The organism is Candidatus Kryptoniota bacterium (assembly GCA_036567965.1).
In the GTDB taxonomy this organism is placed as follows: domain Bacteria; phylum Bacteroidota; class Ignavibacteria; order Kryptoniales; family JAKASW01; genus JAKASW01.
Genome location: DATCTN010000007.1, coordinates 126,462 through 142,540, shown reverse-complemented (window position 1 = coordinate 142,540; position 16,079 = coordinate 126,462). Strand labels below are relative to the sequence as shown.

The window sequence follows — 16,079 nt, the reverse complement described above, 5'->3', positions numbered from 1 at the left end:
TCTCATCGGAGAGATATGTGATGAGAAATTTATTTCGAGACTTCGGCGTGGTTCCGAACTTTCTTGAACTCCACCTTGCCGGATTCAGGCACATCAACTTCAATCGCGTTACCGGGTTCGAACTCACCCGCGAGAATTTTTTCCGCCAACGGGTTTGAAATATATTTCTGAATCGTGCGTTTCAAAGGTCTTGCCCCGAACGTAGGATCATAGCCGGCGTCTGCAAGAAAGAGTTTAGCCCTATCGCTCACTTCCAGCTTTATGTTATTGTTTTCGTTGATCCTCGACATAATCCTTCGGAGCTGGAGATCGACAATATTCCGGATGTCTTCACGTCTCAGCGGCTTGAACACGATTATTTCGTCTACACGATTGAGAAACTCCGGCCTTATCGTTTGTTTCAAAAGGTTGAACAGATCAGTCTTCAAACTTTCCATCATCTCCGCGCGATTACGTTCAGTCGAGGACTCGATCTTCTGCTGAACGAGCTGCGAGCCTATGTTCGATGTCATGATGATGATGGTGTTTTTGAAATTTACTGTCCTTCCCTTGCTATCGGTGAGCCTACCGTCATCAAGCACTTGCAGGAGCACATTAAAGACCTCAGGATGTGCTTTCTCGATTTCATCCAACAACACGACCGAGTAGGGTTTTCGTCTGACCGCCTCAGTAAGCTGGCCGCCCTCCTCGTATCCTACATATCCGGGAGGTGCACCCATCAATCTGGAGACTGAGAATTTCTCCGTGTACTCGGACATATCGATACGAACCATTGCATCCTCGTCGTCGAAGAGAACCTCCGCGAGAGCGCGGGCAAGTTCGGTCTTGCCGACACCGGTCGACCCGACAAAGATAAATGAACCGATCGGTCTTTTCTCGTCCTGGAGGCCGGCCCTTGCTCTGCGAACTGCGTTTGCCACCGCGGACACAGCCTCTTCCTGGTCCACCAGGCGTTCGTGAATCCGCTCTTCGATATGAAGAAGCTTGCCCCTCTCGCTCTCCAACATCCTTGTCACCGGAATTCCTGTCCACTTCGATACTATTTCCGCGATGTCCTCAGAATCCACTTCTTCCTTCAACATTTTGCTGTTCCGCTGGACTTCTGCGAGGCGCTGCGACGACTCCTTCATCCTCTTTTCTATTCCGATAATCTCGCCATATCTGATCTCTGCAACCTTTCCAAGATTTCCCTCGCGTTCGGCTTTATCGGATTCTATCTTCAGACGCTCGATGTCCTCTTTTGATTTTTGAATCGTCTGGATCAATTCTTTTTCAACCTGCCAATGGCTTCTCAACTTCGTGCTTTGCTCGCGGAGATCCGCAAGCTCCCTTTCGATGACATTCAGCCTCTTCTGCGACTCGTCATCTTTTTCACGCCTGACGGCTTCCTTCTCGATCTCGAGTTGTTTGATTTTTCTTTCGACTTCATCAAGCTCCTCCGGGAGCGAATCCATCTCGATTCTCAGCTTTGAAGCCGCCTCGTCTATCAGATCGATCGCTTTGTCGGGGAGGAAACGGTCGGTTATGTACCTGTTGCTCAGCTGTGCGGCTGCAACGATAGCGCCGTCCGTGATTCTGACCCCATGGTGAACTTCATACCTCTCCTTGAGTCCTCTTAAAATTGAGATCGTGTCTTCGATCGTCGGCTCATCGACCATGATGGGCTGGAATCTCCTTTCCAGCGCCGGATCTTTCTCGATATATTTCCTATACTCGTTTATAGTGGTCGCGCCGATCGCTCTTAGCTCGCCGCGCGCGAGTGCCGGCTTCAGCATGTTCGAAGCGTCTACCGAACCCTGCGCTGCTCCAGCTCCGACTAGAGTGTGCAGCTCGTCCATGAAGAGGATTACCTCGCCGTTCGACTCAACGACTTCCTTGATAATCGACTTGAGCCTGTCTTCAAATTGACCCCGATAGCCGGTTCCGGCCACCAGGGTTCCCATATCCAGCTCTACTATGCGCTTTGATTTCAGGCTGTTGGGAACATCGCCGGTCGCGATCCTCCTTGCGATCCCTTCCACAACGGCCGTCTTACCGACGCCAGGGTCTCCAATTAAGACTGGGTTATTCTTTGTTCTTCTCTCGAGAACCTGGAGGACTCTCCTGATTTCGTCATCGCGGCCGATCACGGGATCGAGTTTCCCCTTTCTCGCGAGATCGGTCAAGTCACGGCCGAACTTTTCGAGCGACTGGTATTTCTCTTCGGGATTCTGATCGACCACACGCTGAGTTCCTCTAACTTCTTTGAGAGCCTTAAGGACGAGCTCATGCGTCAGCCCCTGCGAGTTCAAGATTTTGAAAGCATCTGTGTTCCGCGCGGTAAGGAATCCCAGCAGTAAATGTTCTGTGCTGACAAACTCATCTTTCATTTGAGATGCTTCCTTCTCAGCCGAGTCGAGCACCTGTGCCAGGGGCTGCGAGAGATATTGGCTAGTTACGCCTCCGGCTGAGATCCGGGGAAATTTCCTTATGCTTTCTTCGAGCTTTCCTCTGACGTAATCTGAGTTGACACCCGCTTTCTGCATGATCGATGAAACAACTCCCTCTTCGTCTGTAACGAGTGCGAGGAGGAGATGTTCGGGCTCGATCGCCTGTTGTTGATTTTCAGATGCAATTACACGCGCCCGTTCCAGCGCTTCCTGCGATTTTACTGTCAGTTTATTGGGATTCATAATTATGTCTTTGTGAAAAGCGGGAGGCAAGGAAATGCAGCCTCCCGCTGTTAATCATCACGAATTATTTCTTGTCTTTGTCGTCGATTATTTCATAGTCGGCGTTCTCGGGACCGGGCCCTTTTTCTTCCGTGGTACCTTGCTGGGGGCCCTGCTGTTGCTGTCCACCCTGAGGTTGCGATTGGGCTTGTTGATACATGTAGGTCGCCGCTTCGCTCCATGCCTTGTTGAGCACTTCAATTTCCGACTTGAGCTCTGAGAGCGACGCTGTCTTCGCCGACGTTTCCAGCTTCTGAATTGCGTCTTCCAGCGTCTTCTTCTTGTCCGCAGGAATCTTCTCACCGAATTCTTGAAGCTGCTTCTTGCTCTGGAAGATAAGATTATCAGCCTGATTTCGAGTTTCGACTTCCTCTTTCTTCGATTTGTCTTCGGCCGCGTGTTCTTCTGCAGCTTTCTTCATGCGATCTATCTCCTCTCGGGACAAACCGCTCGAAGAAGTTATTCGAATACTTTGTTCCTTGCTCGTTGCTTTGTCCTTAGCTGTAACGTGGAGGATGCCATTCGCGTCGATGTCGAATGCGACATCGATCTGCGGCAGGCCGCGCGGGGCCGGCGGCAACCCGTCAAGTATGAAACGTCCGAGAGTCCTGTTGTCATTCGCCATCGGTCGCTCACCCTGCAGCACGTGAATCTCTACCGATGTTTGATTGTCTGCAGCTGTTGAGAACACTTCACTCTTCCTGGTCGGAATCGTAGTGTTTGCCTGTATCAACGGCGTCATGACTCCGCCGAGTGTCTCGATGCCAAGAGAAAGCGGCGTGACGTCAAGAAGGAGAACGTCTTTTATCTCTCCAGTCAGAACGGCGCCCTGGATGCTCGCTCCTATCGCGACGACCTCGTCGGGGTTGACTCCTTTGTGCGGTTCCCTGTTGAAGTATGTCTTCACAGTTTCCTGCACCTTCGGCATCCTTGTCATCCCACCCACGAGAATCACCTCGTCGATTTCTGCCGGCGACAGCTTAGCGTCGGAGAGTGCTTTCTTGACAGGGTCGACCGTACGCTGAATCAGATCCGCAACCAGCTGTTCGAGTTTCGCTCTCGTCAGTGTCATGTTCATATGCTTCGGCCCGTCCTGGGTCGCAGTGATGAACGGAAGATTTATTTCAGTTTGAAGCTGGGTCGACAGTTCCATCTTCGCCTTTTCAGCGGCTTCCTTCAACCTTTGCAGCGCCATGGGATCTTTTCTGAGATCGATCTTCTCGTTCTTGAAAAATTCATCCGCGATATAGTTCATGACCTTCATATCGAAATCATCGCCGCCGAGGTGAGTGTCACCGTTTGTCGATTTCACTTCGAACACGCCGTCACCGAGCTCGAGGATGGAAATATCGAACGTACCGCCCCCAAGGTCGTACACGGCGACTTTAAGATTCTTGGTTTTCTTGTCGAGACCATAGGCGAGTGCCGCGGCAGTCGGCTCATTGATAATCCGGCGCACGTTCAATCCCGCGACCTCTCCCGCCTCCTTGGTGGCCTGACGCTGAGCATCATTGAAGTAAGCAGGGACCGTCACTACTGCTTCAGTGATCTTCTCGCCGAGGTAATCTTCCGCGGTCTGCTTCATCTTCTGAAGTATCATTGCGCTTATTTCGGGCGGCGAGTACTGCCTCCCGGAAATCTCGACGCGCGCAGAATCGTTCGGCCCCTTGACAACCTTATAAGGTACGCGTGACATCTCTTCCGTCACCTCATTATAGAATCGTCCCATGAATCTCTTGATCGAGAAAACAGTATTCTGGGGATTCGTTATTGCTTGCCTCTTCGCAGGAGCGCCAACCAGCCACTCTCCTGTCTTTGACTGGGCAACGATTGAAGGTGTCGTCCGGGCCCCTTCAGCGTTCGCGATAACGGTCGGCGTATTTCCCTCCATCACTGCGACACATGAATTGGTTGTTCCCAGATCAATTCCAATAATTTTCGCCATCTTATATCTCTCCTTTGTTTGAATCGTCTTTCATGAAAATTTGCATGTGACCATATTCGGGCAATCTGCATGCCACTACAAAACGGCCAAACCGAAGCGTTTAGGGATCATACGGAGGGGACTGGTTGATATCCGATGCCAATCCAATGCCCTGGGATGACAAATTGGCAGTCGTTGTTAATTTTGTCAGTTCTCGCTGAAGATCAGAGAATAATCTGCGCGATGAGGTCTGACTGATAGCCGAATTACTTTGTCAGCGTTCCTTCGAGTCTGACGAGCGCGCGATTAACAATTGTCTTGTCTCCCTTCAGCCCCTCTATTTGGGTAGTGAGCAGCGGAAGAATCGAATAAAACCGTTTGACTTCGGCCGCCGCTGTCTTTGGAAAAAGAGAAATGCGGTCTCCGGTTTGAGCCGCTACGATGAGCGAGTCTGGCGACCAATCTTCCGGCCAGAGATGATTCAAGATATCCATCCCTTCCTTCAAGCGTTTTATTTTGCCTGCCATCCCATAAAGCTGTTCGTCATCAACCGACGGAGCAAAAGAAATCTTCATGTTGATTCTCCTGTGTACGCTTGCACTGGGAATGAATACTGTTGCCATCAACCTGTCGCCGTCATAATTCCATTTTGTACCGGATCCGCCACCGATTACAGATTCCACAGGTAAAACGTTCATGAGTCTAACTTCGTAGGATTTCACCTGTGGCATTCCCTCATAGTGTCCGGAGAGTGGTTCTATTGTGAGTCTTATTGAGCTTCGATCCTCTCTCGAGTATGATATTCTGGTCCGAGCGAAAGCGCTTCTTGTGTAACCAATCGAATTTCCTTCGTCCTCATAAAGCTCGCATGTGCCCGCTTTATCCGGAAAGATAACGAGAGTGATTTGGTCAATTGGCTTCAACAAATTATGTGACGTCTGGTCAGTGGCAGGAATTATTGAACCCTGCTTCACGTAGACCGGAATTTCATCGATAGCAAATCTCCGTTTGACGACAGCGGGACCCACAAATTTTCTCCCGCTGTACCATTCAATCCAGCTTCCCGGCGGAATCCAGACATCTTGGAGTGTGAGAAGCGTGTCCCCGGCCATTGGACCGACAACGGGCGCCACCATGATGTCATCACCAAACATGTACTCGTCCTCGAAAGAGTAAGATTCCGGTTGATCGGGATAATCATAATAAAGCGGGTGTACCAATGAGATACCTGTATCATACGTCTCGCGTGCCGCTGTGTAAATATAAGGCATGAGTGACCGCCTCAACTCAATGGCATCTTTCATCGCATTAAAATACGGATAAGGAAATGCCCAGATACGCCTCTCGGATTCCGCGTTCCGCGTTGTGTGTGTGCGCAGGATGGGACTGAATGCGCCCCACTGCACCCACCTCGTATATAATTCGGGTGAAACCGTCCCGGGAATGTGTCCACCGATATCATGGCTCCAATAACCGAAGCCGACATTTGCCGCTGTGGAAGTAAAGTACGGTTGAAATGCAAGCGACGACCAATCCGTGATGACATCTCCCGAAAAACCGATTTCGTAGCGATGGTCGCCGAGCCCGCCCCATCTCGAAAGTATCATGGGTCTCTCATTATCCTCACGTTCCATATGCGTATAAAACGCGTAGTTGATCCACCATGTCGGATTGAGTCCGTGAATTCTTGTTGTGTCCCACTGCTGCCAATCCATCCACCAGAAATCGACTCCTTCTCTTTCGAGCGGATCGATGATTATCTTGAAATAGTTTTCCGCGAATGTTTTATCGGTGATGTCGAACGGGACATACTTTTTTGTTGCCGGATCTATACCCATCGCCAAGGCCATCGCAGGGTAATGATCTTCCCACGGTTCGATTCCTGCTGCGGGATGCAAGTTGAAGGTGAGCTTGAGCCCGCGGTTCTTGCACCACTTCATGAAATCCGCAGGATCAGGGAAGAGGATTTTGTCCCATGAGTAGCCTGTCCAACCTTTCGCCTGTCCTGCCTGGTCAACTACTGACCGGGACCAGCGAAGATCGAATGTCTGATGCCAGTCCATATCCACGACCAGCACGTCGAGCGGGAGATTGAAAGCCGAGAATTGATTTACCAAGCCTTTCAGCTCTTCGTCCGTGTATGCCCAGTATCTGGACCACCACGTGCCGAATGCATATCGCGGCGGCATCGGAATTCTTCCAGCGACCTTGACATAATCGCCGAGTTCTTTTTTATATTCATGACCGTAGCCGAAAAAGTACCAGTCTTGATGATTTCCATTCGGCCGTGGCTCCACCCAGGACCATTTGCTGTCATCAAATAGCGGATGATCACTATCATCTATCAGCGACCAGCCGTCTCGCGACAGGAGGCCCGGCTCAAGTCCGATCGAACCTTTTACTCCGTCGAGCGTCCTGATAGTGCCGAGCAGATTTCCCGAGTTCGGCGTGCCCGGCTGCCACGTTATCTTCTTGCCATCCACTTCGAGTGAGATCGAGAGATTCGTCGCAGTGAACTCTCCGGAATTCTTCAAATATCTCAGCACGAGCTTTCCGGTATTGATAACCAGCCACCCGCCGTCCGAGAAGACAGCGAAACCGGGCGTGGGGAGATCACGATTTACAAATACCAAAGATGGCCTGTCTTCGAATTTGCCGTCAGATGACCATTCAAGTCTTATCATTTGCCGCGTCAGGACCGTGAATCTCGCAAGTCCAGAGATGACTTCCGATTTTGGGCTGGCCATCGATCTGTACTCTTGCGCCCTAGAATCCTGCACATATACTGCAAGACATAGAGCAACCAATGGGACAAACTGCTGAAATGTCCATCTAGTAAGTGATTTCATAATCTGATTCCTTCAGGCTTTCATTTTCCGCGCCTTGTAATGTACGCCGGGGAGTTCACGGATTCTTTCCGCGCTTTCCTCTGCAGTTATGTCTCTCTGCGGGTTGGCGAGCATTTCATACCCGACCATGAACTTCTTGACCGTCGCGGAACGAAGAAGAGGCGGATAGAAGTGCATGTGAAAGTGTGCTTCTTCATGAGGCTTTCCGTCAGTGGGCTTCTGGTGTATCCCCGAGGAATATGGAAAAGGTATTTCAAAAATGTTGTCATATCTGACAGTTAAAACTTTAAGAATCTCTGAAAATTTAGTTTGCTCCGATTCACTCATGTCCGTGAGACAACCGAGATGCCTCTTCGACACGACGATCGTCTCGAACGGCCACACGGCCCAGAACGGAACTACAGCGATGAAGGATTCATTTTCAATTACGAGGCGCGCCTTCTCCTTGAGCTCCAAAGCGATGTAGTCGCATAACAAGCAACTCTTTCTCTCGGTCAGATATTTATGAAGTTGAACAAATTCCTTAGATGGCTCGACCGGTATAGAGTTCTGCGCCCAGATTTGACAGTGCGGATGAGAGTTGCTCGCGCCCATTATTTCTCCCTTGTTCTCGAATATCTGCACATGATTAACCTCGGCATTCTTGCCGAGCTGGTCGTACTCATCGGTCCATACTTTTACAACATTCCGTATTTCTTCGGTCGACATTTCGGCAAGAGTCAGATCGTGCCGGGGGAGGAAACAGACCACTCTGCAAATACCGCTCTCGGCGCGAGCAATGACGAGACCGGACTCATTGATTTCGGCTGACTTCGTCCCAAACCGCAGAGCGCTGAAATCATTGTCGAAAACAAATGTGGATTCATATTTCGGATTATTGTCTCCGTTGGCGCGAGTGTTACCGGGACAAAGGTAACAGTTGGCGTCGTATTCCGGAGGCTCCGGAAGGATTGAAGATTCCACTTTTCCCTTCCACGGGCGTTTAGTACGGCCGGGAGAAACGAGGATCCACTCACCCGTAAGAGGATTGAATCTCCTGTGAGGACTCGAAAAGATTCCGCTGTTTTTCATCGTCGTTATCTCGAATAGTATCGAAGTATTATCGTTGCCATGATCGAGTCCCAGATGTAATTCGATGGACTCGATTGAATTGGATAATCGGGACTGTATGATTCCCAATATCGGTGATTGTTTCTCAATTGAGTTCCAACCGCGAGCAGAAGCTTGTCCGCAAGTTCTCGTGCAGTCTTATGGTAGCCATAATTCTCGAGTCCCTCCAGGACCATGTAATCCCAGAGGAGCCAGACCGGTCCATTCCAGTGACAGCAGCAATCCACGAACGGAGTATATCCCGAGTCGAGGGCGCTAAGTGTCGGGACGCCATACTTCCGCCAAAAAGTCGAATCGTTTGTCAATGCTGTGACGAGTTCGGCCGCCCGCTCCTTTGTTGCAACACGAGACCACAGTGGTAGGAAGCCGATAATCTCTTTTCTCTTGAGACTTCGTCCTCTGTATTCGAATGAGTGATCTTCCATGGATACGTTGTAATAAAATTTATCCACTGGATCCCACATAAACCTATTGATCAAATCCTGAAGTCTCTGGAATTTAGAGCTCAATTCTTTCGAGTCACTATTCTTCCCGAGTTCTTCGGCCATTTTACCCAGATAGTATATTTCATTCGCGACCTGACAAGAGAGATCCAGGCAGTCGATCCGATTTGAAACATCGACTGTGTCGGTATGATCCTTTGCGAAGAGTTGAAACACAACATTCCAGTCGTCGCGAACATTCTCAATCATCCCGTAAGGTCCCCACTCGAACAGCCCATCGCGGTTAGAGGCCCGATTTTCTTCAAGATATTTAAGGTATTTCATCCCGGTATCATAGACTCTTGAAAGAAATATTTTGTCGTGACTGACTTCATATATTTCCCAGTTTGTCCATGAGAAGAAGGGCGCGGAAGTAGTTCCGACACCATTGTGCGGATAGTATTGAGGACCGCGTGGACCGACGCGGTAAGGTATCAAGCCGTCGGGTTGTTGCTGCTCCACAAAGATCTCCTGTGATTCCTCTGCCGATCTCGAATCCATGAGAGAATATGGAATCATGGAAAGCGATTCGTGCATGACCTGATGACCATGGCCCCATCCCCAAATCGGATTCCTGGAGAAGACATAGTAATTGAATTTCGTTTTCCCTTCGGGAGGGAGCATGCACTCACGGACGAGGTTCAGCGCGCCGAGATAGATGAGCTTTTCGTCAGCGGTCATGAAAGCTGGCTTCGGCACGGTTTTGAAAATTTCTTCGTCAGCCACCTCCATTTTCTTTATATCCACATTCATCCCGACACGGGTGTCCGACGATACGATCGAATCAGCCACTGAAGCAGGTTCCGACACACGAATCACCCTAAATTCCGTGAACTGTTCCGGTGCGATGTCGAAATCTTTTTCAAGTGCCGCAAGTTTGATATATCCTGACTTCCTTTGATTGAGCCCGTACACCGGTGTGTCATTCTCGTTTGAGAGTCGAATATGTTCCGTGAAATCTACAATGCTTTCACCGGGGTAACCCCCATAGCTGCCCGGCATCGAATCAAGCCCAAGAAAATCTTTGAACTGAGTTGGATAACCAGCAGCCGGATAGAGATTGCTATGTAACCGCTCGAGCGATTCATAGTGGGACAACCGGTAACCATAATTCGTTGAATCGAATTCAGAAACCAGCAGGGAATCATAGACGTGTCTGAGTACTGGATAAACGGACACGTGGAAAGGAACACTTCCCCCGTTCCTGACACGCACATCAATAATTACCGTGCTTGAGCTGTAAACCAGGAACGTCTCCGTCACTTCGAGGTTTGCAAAAGGTTGATACTTCAGGATCGCCATATCCGGGAAGGACGCTACAACCCGAGGTCTGACAGCGAAGTCGCCTGTGTGTCCGATGACTATATCATTCACGCGCCACAGCAGCGACAGCTCTCCGGCGTACTGGCTCGAATAGCTTACCGGCTCGTCGGAAGAAAAATAATCCATAAAGTAAGCCTTGTCACCGTAAAGTCGTGATCTGCTCATCGATGCGGCGTATGTAGTAAAAAGCGGATCGCCGGCTCCTGCGTCGATGCGAAGATAGCCGTCTGTTACTTCCGTCTGTCCAAATGCAACTTTGCTATCCGACGCGGCCCATACTAAAATTATGACCGACAAAATGCTGCCTCTAAAGAAGTTCATGCGACTGCCAATCACTTATACCGGTCCATGAGCATCCTGCTAATCAATCCAGCCCAGATATACGCCGTGTGGTATCCTGCCCAGGCCTGATCGGGATCATAGAATTCCCACATCCGGTGATCTTTCTCCAGTTGAGCGATCATTCCGTTCGAGACTTTCTCCACTAAATCTCCCGCGAGTTTCTTGTATCCATAACGGATGAGGCCCTGTTCGATGAGGAAGTTCCATTCAACCCAGACCGGTCCGTTCCAATACCCTTTTGGATTATAATAGGGGTCGTCAGAGGCGAGCGATGGCACTCCATACCTTCGCCAGAACTTCGATGTGTCAGTAAGAACACTAATGAGTTTCGCGGCGCGCATGGAGTCCGGAATGCCGGCCCAGAGTGGAAGGAACCCGATAATCTCTTCTCGCTTCAAATCGTCACGGTTATTAAATGTGAACATCTTATTTTTCGAATCGACATTGTAATAAAATGAAGTCGTGCTATCCCACATCAGATGGTTAACCAATTCTGCTCTTGCGGCCGCCTCCCTGTTCCACCTTTCCGCTTCTCGCGGCCTGCCAAGAATCGCGGCCATCTTTGACAATGATCTCGCTTCCTCAACAAGCATGCTATTCAAATCCGGCCCCTCAAAATTGCTGGGCCATCCCACCTTATCCCAGACGGCGACCTGATCATCCCTGACCGATTCAAGAACAGCATGTCCGCCCCATTCACAAAGCCCGTCGCGAAGCGAATCACGATTTGTCGGCCAGTAATGGTAGAATCGGGAGCCTGCTTTGTAAGCTTCAGAAAGAAACCGGCGGTCGCGGGTCACACTGTAAATTCCAAGGTTCTCCCAGCTGAACCACGGAGCAGAAGTGGTGAGTTGGCTGTCGTATGGGATCGTCTCGTCGAGATACGGTCCAGTGCGGTAGTTTATAAATCCATCACGGTGTTGCCGCTCCACATAGACAAGCTGTGAGCCCATCGCACTTTTGGGATCCATGAATACGTACGCGAGCATAGACAGACTCTCATGGAAAACCTCTCCGCCATGTCCCCATCCCCATTGCGGCTCCCTCGAGAAAACGTAATAGTTATAATGACATTTTCCTTCCGGAGGCATCATCACTTGCCTGAGCAGGGAGAAACCGCTCCAGTAAAGCATTTCATCGTCGGCATCCTTGAATCGAATCCGAGGCACACTGCTGTAAATCCTTTCATCCACCCCGATAAATCTGTCAAGGTTAGTTTGCAGGACTTCTCTAATTTGTGTCAACAAATCTTTCGTATTCTTACCAGACGGCTCTACTCCTCTTGCGATCCGAAAGTGAAACAAATTTCCGGGAGCCAGGTGCACCGATGTATTGAACGCGATTGTTTTCGCTGAGTCGTCCGACACGACCGAGTCCTTGGACAACCCACCGTCGAATTCAGCGAAGACGTCCGGTGATCCAGTTTGCATGAGGACATCGGTTACGGATTCGACATAAGGAATATTGTGCTCAATCGTCCAGCCGTCCGCCGGTTCCCGATGAGAGAATGAAACCCAGTTGTGTTTACCTCGATGCTCGATCTTGTGAAAATTTTCTGCGCTTGCCGCCGTGATAAATGGCATTACTTCAATAGAGAGATCCTTTGATCCGACATTTCGGACAGTGATATCCTCAACAGCAATCCTTGAACTGTACACCAAAAATGTTTCGTCTACTCGAAGGTCTTTGGTCGGGTAGTAATGAAACCTCACGACGTCCGAGTAGGATACTGTTATCACAGGCGGTCCGGCGATATCAGACAGCTTCAGGACTTCAGATGAATCGATCCTGAATCCGACACCGAGCGTCCCTGACCGGCTGTTCTCAAATTCAATTCCCCGATCGGATAAGTAAAAGACAAAGTGATACCCTTCATCCAGGATGAACTGAGATCGATCCATTGAGGCTGCGTACGTCGTATAGATCGGCGAATCCTTGGTTGCTCTGAGATGAGATAGGAATGGTTGTCTTGCTCCAGCATGGAGAGTGGAGAATGCGAGAAGGAACAGGAGAATGAAGCCAGCTAATGAGTGCCTCACCGGACAACATCTTTGATTGTTTTCATAACCAGCAGTCTCCTTTCGGATCTCAATCCAGAGGAAGCGACAGGCGTTCGGCGGGAGAATTGGATGCAAATCGGGAAACGAAATTCAATTCAGTCTCTGAGCTCAACCGAATCATCATATCCGTTTGCCCACGCGAAGGCTTGCGTTCAAATTGGGAAATTGTTCTACGCTCGTAACTCTATATGCTCCTAACACTCCACGTTCCGCTTCTGCCCTTCCTGGATAAGTATGCCAGTGCGAAATTAACCCGAAGCCTCTGAAAAAACAAGAATGTCGGAGAACTGGTAGTGTCACCATGCTGAAAGACGAGTGGACCCTGTGAAGCTTTTCATCATGAAGTATCCCAAAGTAGATGAAATTGCCCGTCGTTGCGGGAGAACATTCGTAGAGTTACTGCCTTGACCTCAAACCAGGGTCTGCTTCTCAATTAAATTGAATATTCCTTCTACGGACTTTATATTTTTTCAATTACATGCGCGTTTTCCTTTTCGTACCATGCTTCATAGATCAATTCTTTCCTAATGTTGCGCTCAGCGCAACTAAGGTTTTAGAACATTTGGGTTGTGAGATTGTCTTCCCTGTTGAGCAGACATGTTGCGGACAGCCGGCGTTTAACTCGGGCTACGTGGAGGAAGCGCGCGTTGTCGCCATGCATGAGGCAAACGCATTTATAAGGTTCGGCGCGAATGTTAATAACACTCACGATGATTCGTTTAACCCTAACAATGATTATATCGTCGGTTTGTCAGGCTCTTGCGTAGCGATGATTCGGAATTATTATCCGGGCCTTCTCTCTGAATTACCCGGCTTCTCAAATATTGCCGATCAATTCACTGATAGGGTCTATGAGTTCACGGAGTTTATCGCGAAGGTAATCGGAGTCGAGAAGTTCTCCGGCAAGCTGGACGCGGTCGTGTCCTTTCACGACTCTTGTCACGGGCTGAGAGAGCTTGGTTTGTATGAAGAACCCCGCAGCCTCCTGGCGAGAATCAAGGGATTGAGACTAGTGGAACTTCCCTACAATGATGTCTGTTGCGGGTTCGGCGGAACTTTTTCAGTGAAATTCCCCGAGATTTCAAGCGCCATGGCGGATGAAAAGCTGCAAAGACTGAAGTCAACTGGAGCCGATATACTTGTGTCCGGAGATAGCAGCTGTCTGATGCACCTTCAAGGTCGGGCGCGACGGCTTTCGATTCAGACCAGGTTCGCCCACATCGCGGAGATAATGGGGGAAAGCATCCGGTGATGGCGGCGACAGACTTCAAGAACCGGTATAGAAACGAGATCTCCAACGCCCAGCTGCGCAACAATCTTTCGAAGGCAACGCTGCAGGCGGTTGACAAACGCCTGGAGTCATTCAAAGAACTGGATTTTGAATCTTTCCGGAATGACGCGAGAAGAATTAAAGACGAAGCAATCGGTCATCTCAATGAGTATCTCTCGCATTTTGAGGATGCTGCTTCAAAGAACGGCTGCAATTTGTTTTACGCTGAGACTCCTGACAGAGTAAAAGAGTATATCCTTGATCTCGCGAAGCGGCACGGTGTGAAATCTATTGTAAAGTCAAAATCGATGGTGACGGAGGAGATCGAGCTGGTTCAATATCTCGAAGAACACGGCATCGAGACTGTGGAAACTGACCTAGGAGAATACATCGTACAGCTGGCCGGTGAAAAACCGTCGCACATAACAACGCCTGCCATACACAAGTCGCGTAACGAGATTGCCGCTCTTTTCCATGAGAAGCTCGGGACTGCGCTAAACAATGATCCGGCTTTTCTCACTGCTGAGGCCAGAACCGTCCTCAGGGAAAAATTCCTTTCTGCGGGTATGGGAATTTCCGGGGCGAACTTTCTTGTTGCCGATACGGGTGACATTGTAATTGTAGAGAATGAAGGTAATGCCAGACTCTCTACTTCCTCTCCGGCAATCCATGTGGTTGTAGCCGGAATTGAAAAGGTGATCCCACGATTTGCCGATCTGAGAATCTTCATGCGGCTGCTTGCGCGGAGCAGCACCGGCCAGAAGTTGACAAGTTACGTTTCGTTGATTCGCGGGCCACAGAAGCAGGACGAAAAAGACGGCCCGGCTGAAGTCCACATAATATTGCTGGATAACGGAAGGACCAAGTTGCTCGGCGGCGAGTACCGGGACGTTTTGAACTGCATTCGCTGCGGCGCTTGCCTCAATGTCTGTCCGGTCTACAGAACTATCGGGGGACATGCATACGGATCAGTATACCCTGGACCGATCGGTTCCCTCGTGACCCCGCTTTACTTTGGGATCGAAAACGCTCGTGAGCTTCCATTTGCGTCTTCGCTTTGTGGAAACTGCACACAAGTCTGTCCGGTGGGAATCGATATTCATCACCACCTCTTGACTTTGAGGAGTGAAATCGTCACGAGAAGCAGTCCATTTCTTGAACGGATGATGTTTCGGTATTTCAAATCAATGATGCTGAGACCGCGGAGGTTCAATTTGATTGGGAGGATAGGTAGATTCCTTTCGGAGAAGAAACTTTTTCGGGGAATTGCCGGCGGCTGGACCAGGTTCCGTGAGCTTCCCGAATCACCCGGGCATTCGTTCAGGGAGGTTTTCAAGACGAGAGAGAATTCATGATCCCAGATGACAGGGAGAAAATATTTGCGTCCATTCGAAGGGGACTAAGGAGCTCGAAAGGATCAAATACAGGAGTCGCGTCCGCCAGCCCTGCAAGAGAGATTTCTGATGACTTATCCGGCCGAAAGTTAGACGAGTTTAAGGCAGAGTTGACGAAACTCGGCGGAGAAGTCTTCATCGCCGACAACTCTAATACTGCACTGAACTACCTGTTAAGTAAGTTCGGACACGACAACAGATTATTCATTCATGAAGATGTAACGAAATATTATCGAGACGTCGTCGAGCGGATCCGTGAGAAGGCGGAAGTCAAAATTGAATCCGATTTCCTGAAGGGTTATGATGTGCGAGAGGCGTCAGTATTTGACATGGTTATTTCAACATGTGCGGCTTGTGTGGCCGAAACAGGCACTATCGTTTTGAGCAACAAGATGCGACTTCCGGCAGCTTTGGCGCAAACTCTTGTCGTAATCGTCGACCCGGTCCAATTACTTGATACACTTGACGATTTGTTCACCATTAAGTTCAGCGAGCATACCGGGAGCAATCTGTTCCTGGTTACCGGTCCTAGTCGAACAGCTGATATCGAGAAGGAGCTCGTGACTGGCGTACACGGTCCGAAGCACGTCATCGTAATCTTTCAAAAAAGATAA

The 16,079-nt window shown here is 49.7% G+C and carries 9 protein-coding genes; 3 read left to right on the top strand and 6 right to left on the bottom strand.

All coding sequences use genetic code 11. From position 1 onward, the window contains the following. Window positions 1–29 precede the first annotated feature (29 nt). From clpB to VIS48_02220, 6 genes are all read right to left on the bottom strand, one after another. Window positions 30–2,672 carry an ATP-dependent chaperone ClpB gene (gene clpB / locus VIS48_02245; protein HEY9164962.1) on the bottom strand — a complete coding sequence of 881 codons (2,643 nt, stop codon included), beginning with the start codon at window positions 2,670–2,672 and terminating at the stop codon, window positions 30–32. 64 nt (window positions 2,673–2,736) lie between these two features. Beyond that, a complete protein-coding gene (gene dnaK / locus VIS48_02240; GenBank protein ID HEY9164961.1) occupies window positions 2,737–4,656 on the bottom strand; it encodes a molecular chaperone DnaK in 1,920 nt (639 codons plus the stop codon). A gap of 245 nt (window positions 4,657–4,901) precedes the next feature. After that, window positions 4,902–7,484: a TIM-barrel domain-containing protein gene (locus VIS48_02235; protein HEY9164960.1), complete on the bottom strand. Its 2,583-nt coding sequence runs from the start codon at window positions 7,482–7,484 to the stop codon at window positions 4,902–4,904. Between the two features lie 12 nt (window positions 7,485–7,496). After that, window positions 7,497–8,555: a UDP-glucose--hexose-1-phosphate uridylyltransferase gene (locus tag VIS48_02230; protein ID HEY9164959.1), complete on the bottom strand. Its 1,059-nt coding sequence runs from the start codon at window positions 8,553–8,555 to the stop codon at window positions 7,497–7,499. Between the two features lie 5 nt (window positions 8,556–8,560). After that, a complete protein-coding gene (locus VIS48_02225) occupies window positions 8,561–10,720 on the bottom strand; it encodes a trehalase family glycosidase (GenBank protein ID HEY9164958.1) in 2,160 nt (719 codons plus the stop codon). A gap of 11 nt (window positions 10,721–10,731) precedes the next feature. After that, window positions 10,732–12,780, bottom strand: a complete 2,049-nt coding sequence (locus VIS48_02220) for a trehalase family glycosidase (GenBank protein HEY9164957.1) — start codon at window positions 12,778–12,780, stop codon at window positions 10,732–10,734. A gap of 499 nt (window positions 12,781–13,279) precedes the next feature. Between VIS48_02220 and VIS48_02215 the strand changes: the two genes are divergently transcribed. From VIS48_02215 to VIS48_02205, 3 genes are read left to right on the top strand one after another with little or no spacing between them, the layout of a single operon-like run. After that, window positions 13,280–14,053 carry a (Fe-S)-binding protein gene (locus VIS48_02215; protein ID HEY9164956.1) on the top strand — a complete coding sequence of 258 codons (774 nt, stop codon included), beginning with the start codon at window positions 13,280–13,282 and terminating at the stop codon, window positions 14,051–14,053. After that, a complete protein-coding gene (locus tag VIS48_02210; protein ID HEY9164955.1) occupies window positions 14,053–15,426 on the top strand; it encodes a LutB/LldF family L-lactate oxidation iron-sulfur protein in 1,374 nt (457 codons plus the stop codon). The genes VIS48_02215 and VIS48_02210 overlap by 1 nt, the downstream gene beginning before the upstream one ends. Next, entirely contained in the window at window positions 15,423–16,079 is a 657-nt protein-coding gene (locus VIS48_02205; protein HEY9164954.1) for an LUD domain-containing protein, read from the top strand. The genes VIS48_02210 and VIS48_02205 overlap by 4 nt, the downstream gene beginning before the upstream one ends.